This window comes from Nostoc sp. (genome assembly GCF_036919495.1).
Classification (GTDB): Bacteria; Cyanobacteriota; Cyanobacteriia; order Cyanobacteriales; family Nostocaceae; genus Nostoc.
Window position 1 is genome coordinate 1 of record NZ_JBALBZ010000010.1, and the last position, 8,357, is coordinate 8,357.

At 43.3% G+C, this 8,357-nt stretch carries 7 protein-coding genes; 6 read left to right on the forward strand and 1 reads right to left on the reverse strand.

The window, feature by feature from the left end:
* The first annotated feature begins 180 nt into the window (after positions 1-180).
* Both V7K25_RS01050 and clpB read left to right on the forward strand, forming a co-directional pair.
* Positions 181-381, forward strand: coding sequence for a hypothetical protein (locus V7K25_RS01050; protein ID WP_335154302.1), 201 nt, complete (start codon positions 181-183; stop codon positions 379-381).
* Positions 382-615: 234 nt separating this feature from the next.
* Entirely contained in the window at positions 616-3,234 is a 2,619-nt protein-coding gene (gene clpB, locus V7K25_RS01055; protein WP_335154304.1) for an ATP-dependent chaperone ClpB, read from the forward strand.
* Positions 3,235-3,676: 442 nt separating this feature from the next.
* Here clpB and V7K25_RS01060 read toward each other — a convergent pair whose 3' ends face one another.
* Complete coding sequence (locus V7K25_RS01060; protein WP_335154306.1) at positions 3,677-4,243, reverse strand: SRPBCC family protein; 567 nt, start codon at positions 4,241-4,243, stop codon at positions 3,677-3,679.
* 421 nt (positions 4,244-4,664) lie between these two features.
* Here V7K25_RS01060 and V7K25_RS01065 point away from each other — a divergent pair, with 421 nt between their 5' ends.
* From V7K25_RS01065 to lpxD, 4 genes are all read left to right on the forward strand, one after another.
* Positions 4,665-4,859, forward strand: a complete 195-nt coding sequence (locus tag V7K25_RS01065; protein WP_335154308.1) for a hypothetical protein — start codon at positions 4,665-4,667, stop codon at positions 4,857-4,859.
* 251 nt (positions 4,860-5,110) lie between these two features.
* A complete protein-coding gene (rd, locus tag V7K25_RS01070) occupies positions 5,111-5,272 on the forward strand; it encodes a rubredoxin (protein WP_335154310.1) in 162 nt (53 codons plus the stop codon).
* Positions 5,273-5,324: 52 nt separating this feature from the next.
* Complete coding sequence (locus tag V7K25_RS01075) at positions 5,325-6,557, forward strand: NAD(P)/FAD-dependent oxidoreductase (protein ID WP_335154312.1); 1,233 nt, start codon at positions 5,325-5,327, stop codon at positions 6,555-6,557.
* Between the two features lie 300 nt (positions 6,558-6,857).
* The gene (gene lpxD, locus V7K25_RS01080; protein WP_335154313.1) at positions 6,858-7,910 is read left to right on the forward strand and encodes a UDP-3-O-(3-hydroxymyristoyl)glucosamine N-acyltransferase; all 1,053 of its coding nucleotides are present in this window, start codon (positions 6,858-6,860) and stop codon (positions 7,908-7,910) included.
* The last annotated feature ends 447 nt before the right edge of the window (positions 7,911-8,357 follow it).

The window sequence follows — 8,357 nt, forward strand, 5'->3', positions numbered from 1 at the left end:
TCAATGTGTTTCAGTATGTTGCTCATATTTCTATGTCAAAAAAGCTCTCTGATGTTCTTTTACCACAGAACGTTACTATTTTGGAGATGTCTATTCTCTGCCTTAGCAACACGCGGTTGACTTTTAGCTCCGGCGTGTCGCTCGTGTAATCTCCGTAAAGGAACTCGAATCAGTGGCATTGTGCCTGCTTCCAATACTGAAGTTACTTTCTTTCATCCCAGACAGGACAAGTGGAGTGAGCATTTTCAGGTTGATACTCAATCTGGCAAGATTATAGGCATTACTTCCCCTGCAAAAGTCACTATCGAATATTTGCAGATGAACAGTGCTTCTCAAGTGGCAGCCCGACAATTATGGATTCGCTTGGGTTTATTTCCATAGTCACACAGCTTGATTTAATACAACTTCAGGTTTTGCGTTAAATGCAATGAGCAAGAATCGCCCATAGGAAATAGGAACTACGGGAAAATACGACTTTTACAAGACGTGAACACCGATCTAGGCGATCGCTCTGCTCTTCATACAATATCTATTAAGAATAGAAATTGTCTTTACTTGGTGTTCTGGTGGTAGCCTGCGACAAGCCACTACGCCTTTACGTTCCTGAAAAAGCCTATGCAACCTACTAATCCTAACCAATTTACAGAAAAAGCCTGGGAAGCGATCGCCCATACCCCAGATATTGTTAAACAATATCAACAACAGCAAATTGAAAGTGAACACCTGATGAAAGCGCTGCTAGAACAAGATGGTCTAGCAACTGGGATTCTCACTAAAGCGGGTGTTAACCTTCAAAAACTGCGCGATCGCACTGAACAATTTTTTCAACGTCAGCCGAAAGTATCTGGTACTAGCAGTTCTGTCTATTTAGGACGCAGCTTAGATACACTTCTAGATCGAGCAGACGGATATCGTAAAGAGTTTCAAGACGAATATATTTCAATTGAACACTTATTGCTGGCTTACGCTAAAGATGACCGCTTTGGCAAAGCTTTATTCCAAGAGTTTGGTTTAGACGAAGGCAAACTCAAAAATATTATTAAACAAGTTAGAGGGAGCCAAAAAGTGACCGATCAAAATCCAGAAGGCAAATACGAAGCACTGGAAAAATACGGGCGTGACCTTACAGAAGCTGCGCGTAAAGGTCAACTCGATCCAGTGATTGGGCGAGATGATGAGATTCGTCGAACTGTGCAAATTCTCTCTCGCCGTACTAAGAATAACCCTGTGCTAATTGGTGAACCAGGTGTTGGTAAAACTGCGATCGCTGAAGGATTAGCACAACGCATTATTGCAGGTGATGTACCTCAATCTCTCAAAGACCGCAAGCTAATCTCTTTAGATATGGGTGCTTTGATTGCGGGGGCAAAATTCCGGGGTGAATTTGAAGAACGCCTGAAAGCAGTATTAAAAGAAGTTACTGAATCTGGCGGCAATATTGTTTTATTTATTGATGAAATTCACACCGTTGTTGGCGCTGGTGCAACTCAAGGCGCGATGGATGCTGGTAACTTGTTAAAACCAATGTTGGCGCGGGGCGAATTGCGTTGTATTGGGGCGACAACTCTAGATGAATACCGCAAACATATCGAAAAAGATGCGGCACTAGAAAGACGTTTCCAGCAAGTTTATGTCGATCAGCCCAGTGTAGAAGATAGTATTTCGATTCTGCGCGGGTTGAGAGAACGTTATGAAAACCACCACGGGGTGAAAATTTCTGATAGTGCTTTAGTTGCAGCAGCCGTATTGTCGAGTCGTTATATTAGCGATCGCTTCTTACCTGATAAAGCTATTGACTTGGTAGACGAAGCCGCCGCGAGATTAAAAATGGAGATTACCTCCAAACCAGAAGAACTCGACGAAATTGATCGTAAGATTTTGCAATTGGAAATGGAGAAGCTATCGCTGCAAAAAGAAAGCGATGCTGCTTCTCGTGAACGTCTAGGAAGATTGGAAAAAGAAATTGCCGATCTCAAAGAAGAACAAAAAACGCTGAATACTCAATGGCAGTCTGAAAAAGATATCATTGATAAAATTCAGTCTGTGAAAAAAGAGATTGAACGGGTTAACTTAGAGATTCAGCAAGCAGAACGCGATTATGATTTAAACCGCGCTGCGGAGTTGAAATATGGCAATTTAACCAGTTTGCACCGTCAATTGGAAACAGTAGAATCTGAATTGGCAAATGCTCAAAGAAGTGGTAAATCACTATTACGGGAAGAAGTCACAGAAGCTGATATTGCCGAAATTATTTCTAAATGGACAGGAATTCCCATCAGCAAGTTAGTGGAATCTGAAAAAGAAAAACTGCTGCATTTAGAAGATGAACTGCACCGCCGCGTAGTTGGACAAGAAGAAGCAGTCACAGCTGTAGCGGATGCAATTCAGCGATCGCGCGCTGGATTGGCTGATCCTAATCGTCCCATCGCTAGCTTTATTTTCCTTGGGCCTACAGGTGTGGGTAAAACCGAGTTGGCGAAAGCGCTGGCGGCGTATATGTTCGACAGTGAAGATGCGCTGGTGCGAATCGATATGTCGGAGTATATGGAGAAACACGCCGTCTCTCGCTTAATCGGTGCGCCTCCAGGATACGTGGGTTACGAAGAAGGCGGACAACTTACAGAAGCGATTCGTCGCCGTCCTTATTCAGTGATTCTCTTCGACGAAATCGAGAAAGCACACCCCGATGTATTTAATATCTTCTTGCAAATTCTTGATGATGGTCGCGTTACTGATGCCCAAGGTCATAAGGTGGACTTCAAGAACGCTATTATCATCATGACCAGCAACATCGGTTCGCAGTACATTCTGGATGTCGCCGGAGATAACACTCACTACGACGAAATGCGCCGTCGAGTCATGGAAGCAATGCGGAATAGCTTCCGTCCAGAGTTCCTCAACCGGATTGACGAAATCATCATCTTCCACGGTTTGGATAAGAAGGAATTGCGGCATATTGTGCTACTGCAAGTGGAAAGATTGCGGCAAAGATTGAGCGATCGCAAAATATCTCTCAAGCTCTCGGATGCTGCACTTGACTTTTTAGCGGAAGTAGGGTATGACCCAGTTTATGGGGCACGTCCACTGAAGCGGGCGATTCAGCGAGAGTTAGAAACTCAAATCGCTAAAGCCATCTTGCGCGGTGAATTTACCGATGGCAACACCATCTTTGTAGATGTGCAAAATGAGCGTCTTTCTTTTAATCGCTTACCTGCTGAGGTATTTACCAGCTAATTGAAGCTCATTTGACAAAAAAAAGCATAAAGAACCTTACCCCGCCCAATACGGTTCGGTTAGCTTGTTTACCCTGCGAAGATCCCCCCAACCCCCCTTTTAAAGCTACCGTGTATACACAAGTCGAATTACCCCCCTTAATCCCCCCGATATATTGGGGGGAAATAAGAAATCTTGTTCCCTCCCCTTTGCAAGGGGAGGGTTAGGGTGGGGTAAAACTGACGCAAAAAACCAGGTGAGTAAGCTATTTCAGACTTGTGTATACACCGTAGCTTTTAAAGGGGGGCTAATTTCCTCGTTTACCCCCTTTTTAAGGGGGTCGCCGCAGGCGGGGGGATCTTAACCGAACCGTATTGCCTCCCCGAATGCGGGGAGGGGAGCTAAAGTGTAGCTTTGGCGGGGTGGGGTTCCGGGTATTATGCTTAATTGCCCGGACATCATATTACGAATTATTTTGGCCCTTACAAAGTACTTGCCGCATTTTACGCATATTTGCAGGCAACTCAAAGTTCATTGCTTGTTGAATGAAAATTGATGGAATTGGAATAAGAGGTGTAGCTTGCACAGTATAAGCAAGCAAAGTACCATTACCGCAATCTTTTAATTCTAAATGAGCGTTAAAATCCTCAAAAGTCCCCTTTTCCATACGAAATTGGATTTGTTGCCCCAGCACTTCTACAACGTTGAGATAAATTTCAACTTGAGCCGTGAAAAAGAAAAAGGCTTTTTGTGCTGCTTGATATAGGCGCTTGACTTCCCCTTTGTGTAATATCTCGCTTTTAGTGATATCGGGAAAATATTGCACCCAACGGGGGTAATCAGTTAATTGTTGCCAGACTTGCGATCGCACCATCGGCACATACATCCAGGCTGTTACCGCGCCACCCCAGGTTTTGTGCGATCGCGTTTCTATTAAAATTTCACCCTGTACCAGCAACTTTTGCTTGTCTTGATTCCAAGCCATATCTGAACCTGCAATAATTGAGTCTGAGATATGAGACGCAGACATAATGATTTTAGTTACTCCTCAACTCATCCACCTAAATGGAGTTGAAACTACAAGCATAAAACTTGATTTAGATTCCAACTCACTAAATTTTAGTTCCAGTCTAATGCCTATCTTTCCAGAAACGGCGAGTTTTTGGTAATTATTTCAGTTATATTACTGGAAAAACTGTAGTTCTTATCACAATTAACACAATTAATATTTAAGTAAACTTTATAATAACGGTATTTATAAATTAAAAACTTAAGTTTTTAACAGCTAGAATGGCACAAACACGATCTAATATCAAGTATTTTACCCCAACGTTTGGATAGTATCTCTCGATTTTTACGTGTTATTTCTGATGAAAATGCAACTTCATCGTAATTTCATATTTTATTGTCAATATCAAGTGTAATCTCTGTTGAGTTGAGAGGAAAAGTAGGTGAGCCAATCTTCTTTAAATCGTAGATTAATCCAGATTTTCGGTATCCTTTTAGGCATTAGTGTAGCCGTCTGGGTACTGAGAGGTTTTGGTATTCTCACTTTTATTCCAGGTGGAATAATTTTGCTACTGCTACTAGGGGCGATCGCGATCGCGGTTATCAGTTACGTCCAGAGAACTTGGTGGCGTTTTTAGTCATTTGTCATTGGTCATTTGTCATTTGTCTAAGATACAAGAGTTTTTGGTATATACCGCGCCACTTCTGGGCGAAAAAAAACTAATGATATCGAACTAATTCAAACCATGTCCCAAGGGATACTCGTAGCTCTGCTGTTGGGTGGCGTGGTTTCTTTTGGACTAATAACTAATGACTAAGCCGATTTTGACTAACTACCAGAAGTATTTAATACTGAAGCAATGCCAACAATTTACTAAGGGAAATGAACATGGCAAAGTATATATGTACTGTTTGCGCTTATGAATATGACCCAGAAGTAGGCGATTCAGATAGCGATATAGCGCCGGGGACAGCCTTTGAAGATATACCAGATGATTGGGTATGTCCGACTTGCGGTGCCACCAAAGATCAATTTGAAATAGTTGAATAGTGAAGATAACCGCTAGCCTAGTAAAGTACGTGCTATTGAGAAATTTTAGAACTTGCTATCGTTACGAATCGTAGTTATTGGGGGTGGGGCAGCAGGATTTTTTGGTGCGATCGCTTGTGCTAAAGCCAATCCTGATGCCCAAGTTACATTACTCGAAGCTAGTCGCCAACCCCTAGCGAAAGTGCTAATTTCTGGTGGCGGACGCTGCAACGTTACTCACGCTTGCTTTTTGCCTGAGGAGTTGGTGCAAAATTACCCTAGAGGTGCAAAAGCTTTGCGGGGTGCTTTGACTCGGTTTGGGCCTCAAGACACAGTAGCTTGGTTTGCTGCTGCTGGAGTCTATCTAAAAACTGAAGCCGATGGCCGGATGTTTCCTGTCACCAACACTTCAGAAACCATTGTGGAATGTTTAATTAAAGCGATGGCGACATCTGGGGTAAAACTCCGTATCGGTACACACGTAACTTCAGTGACCGCAGCAGATGGGGGGTTTGATATTCTTCTGAAATCGGGAGAGCAGATTAAATGCGATCGCTTACTTCTTGCTACCGGCAGCAGCCTTGTAGGTTATAAAATTCTCAAAGAGTTAGGTCATCAAATAGAAGCACCAGTACCTTCTTTATTTACCTTCAATATTGCTGATCCTCAATTGCAAGCTCTAGCTGGAGTGAGTGTTAACCCTGTGCAATTGCGGTTATCTGGGGGTGGAAAATCCCAATTACAACAAACTGGGCCATTGCTAATTACCCACTGGGGTTTGAGTGGCCCGGCTGTTTTGAAACTTTCAGCTTGGGGTGCGAGAGTTCTGCATGAAAGCCGTTATCAAGCCACATTATTGATTAATTGGTTGCCTGATTTGCAACAAGAACAAGTGCGAGAAAAAGTTTTAGCAGTTAAAGATGAATGGGGAAAGAAAGCGATCGCATTGCATCGCGGCGTTGACTTACCCCATCGTCTCTGGCAATATATCATTGCCCGTGCAGGCATTACCACAGAAGACCGTTGGGCAGAAATATCTAATAAAACCTTAAATAAACTGGTGCAAGAACTTACTCAGGGACAATATTTAATCAATGGCAAAGGAGCCTTTAAAGAAGAATTTGTTACCTGTGGCGGTGTCAACCTCAAAGAAGTCAACTTTAAGACGATGGAAAGTAGGTTAGTTCCTGGTCTTTATTTTGCCGGAGAAATCTTAGATATTGATGGCGTTACCGGTGGGTTTAACTTCCAAAGTGCTTGGACAACCGGGTATTTAGCAGGGATAGCAATGGCGACTAGCGACTAGTCCCGTTTAGGGAGGAGCTAAGAGGCAGGGGGAAATGAATGACCCGATCAAGAACTGCTGTGGAATGAAGGGGGCAATATTAAGCGTGGTTATTGTACCCTACGGAAAGCTGGCTAGCACAACAGGTGGGGTCGAATCCCGATTCTTTTGCATCCTTCTTATACTCCCTGCTCCCTGCTCCCTGCTCCCTTGCCTCTTCTTGAACCCATTAATTTGAAATTGACTAAATAATTACTAATTCGTAATCCGTAATGGGAAAATTGTCTTGCCATTGTAGATCAATTTTGAACACACCCAACAATGAAATTCAGCGAAATTCTGTGCCAATTTGGTGATGCCGCTACCAATCATAGCCTGACTAGCAACCCAGACCATGACCCAGAAATTACAGGGGTAGCAGCTATTGATGAAGCTACTATCGGTACTCTCAGCTATGTAGAAGGGGCAAAATTTGGGTCTTTTGTCGCTAAAACCAATGCTAGTGCTTTAATTTTGCCCCAGGATGAAAAATTACAAGTGCTTGCACAAGAGAGCAGTATTGTCTGGATAGCAACCCCAGATCCGCGACTGTTGTTTGCCAAAGCGATCGCACTTTTTTACCAACCATATCGCCCCATCCCAGAAATTCATCCCACTGCTGCGATTCACTCTACGGCAAAAGTTGGTAATGATGTTTACATTGGCCCCCATGCTGTGATTCAACAAGGGGTAGAAATTGGCGATGGCGCAATTATCCATCCCAATGTGGTGATTTATCCAGATGCCAAAATAGGCGATCGCACCACCTTACATGCCAACTGTACCATCCACGAACGCACCCGTATTGGTGCAGATTGTGTGATTCACAGTGGTGCTGTCATCGGCGCAGAAGGCTTTGGTTTTGTTCCTACCCGGACTGGTTGGTTAAAAATGGAACAATCCGGCTATACAGTCTTAGAAGATGGTGTGGAAGTTGGCTGCAACAGTGCAATTGACCGCCCATCTGTTGGAGAAACACGGGTAGGTCGCAATACAGTAATTGATAACTTAGTGCAAATAGGTCATGGTTGCCAAATCGGTTCTGGCTGTGCGATCGCAGGTCAGGTTGGCATGGCAGGAGGTGTTAAACTCGGAAATCGCGTTATTTTAGCTGGACAAACAGGAATAACCAATCAAGTGAAGATTGGAGATGGGGCGATGACATCTGCTCAAACTGGAATTCACAGCGATGTTGCACCAGGAGAAGTTGTCTGCGGATCTCCAGCCCTTCCTTACAAACTATATCTGAAGGTATGTGCTGTTTATGGTCGCCTGCCAGATATGTATCAATCGCTAAAACAATTGCAACGTAAGTTCAAAGATAGCAATGATTAATAGGAACTAGTAAGTTAAAAGATAAAAGTAAAAAGAGAAGAAAGACTTAAACCGCGTCTATCTTGAAACCTGTAGTTCAACGGTTTTGAAAAGGATTTGCCCTCATCCCCCAACCTATCCCCCAGATTTGGGATTCGGGGAGCCAGAATTTAAAAGTCCCTCGGACATCTCTGAAAGAGGGATTTAGGGTGAGGGCAAAAACTAAGGTTCTCAACTTAGATGAGGCTTAATAAGTTCTGTTTTGTCTTTTTACTTTTGTCTTCTTTTGCTTTCTTGCACTTGATTGGGCAAAAGGATGAAATTAAAAGTGCGTAGACGTACCCCGTCGGAGACATAGTTTATATTAATTTACCGGAAGTTGAGTCTTTGAATTCGGAAGTTGAGCCTCTAAACTCGGAAGTTGAGTCTTTGAACTCGGAAGTTGAGCCTCTGAACTCGGAAGTTGAG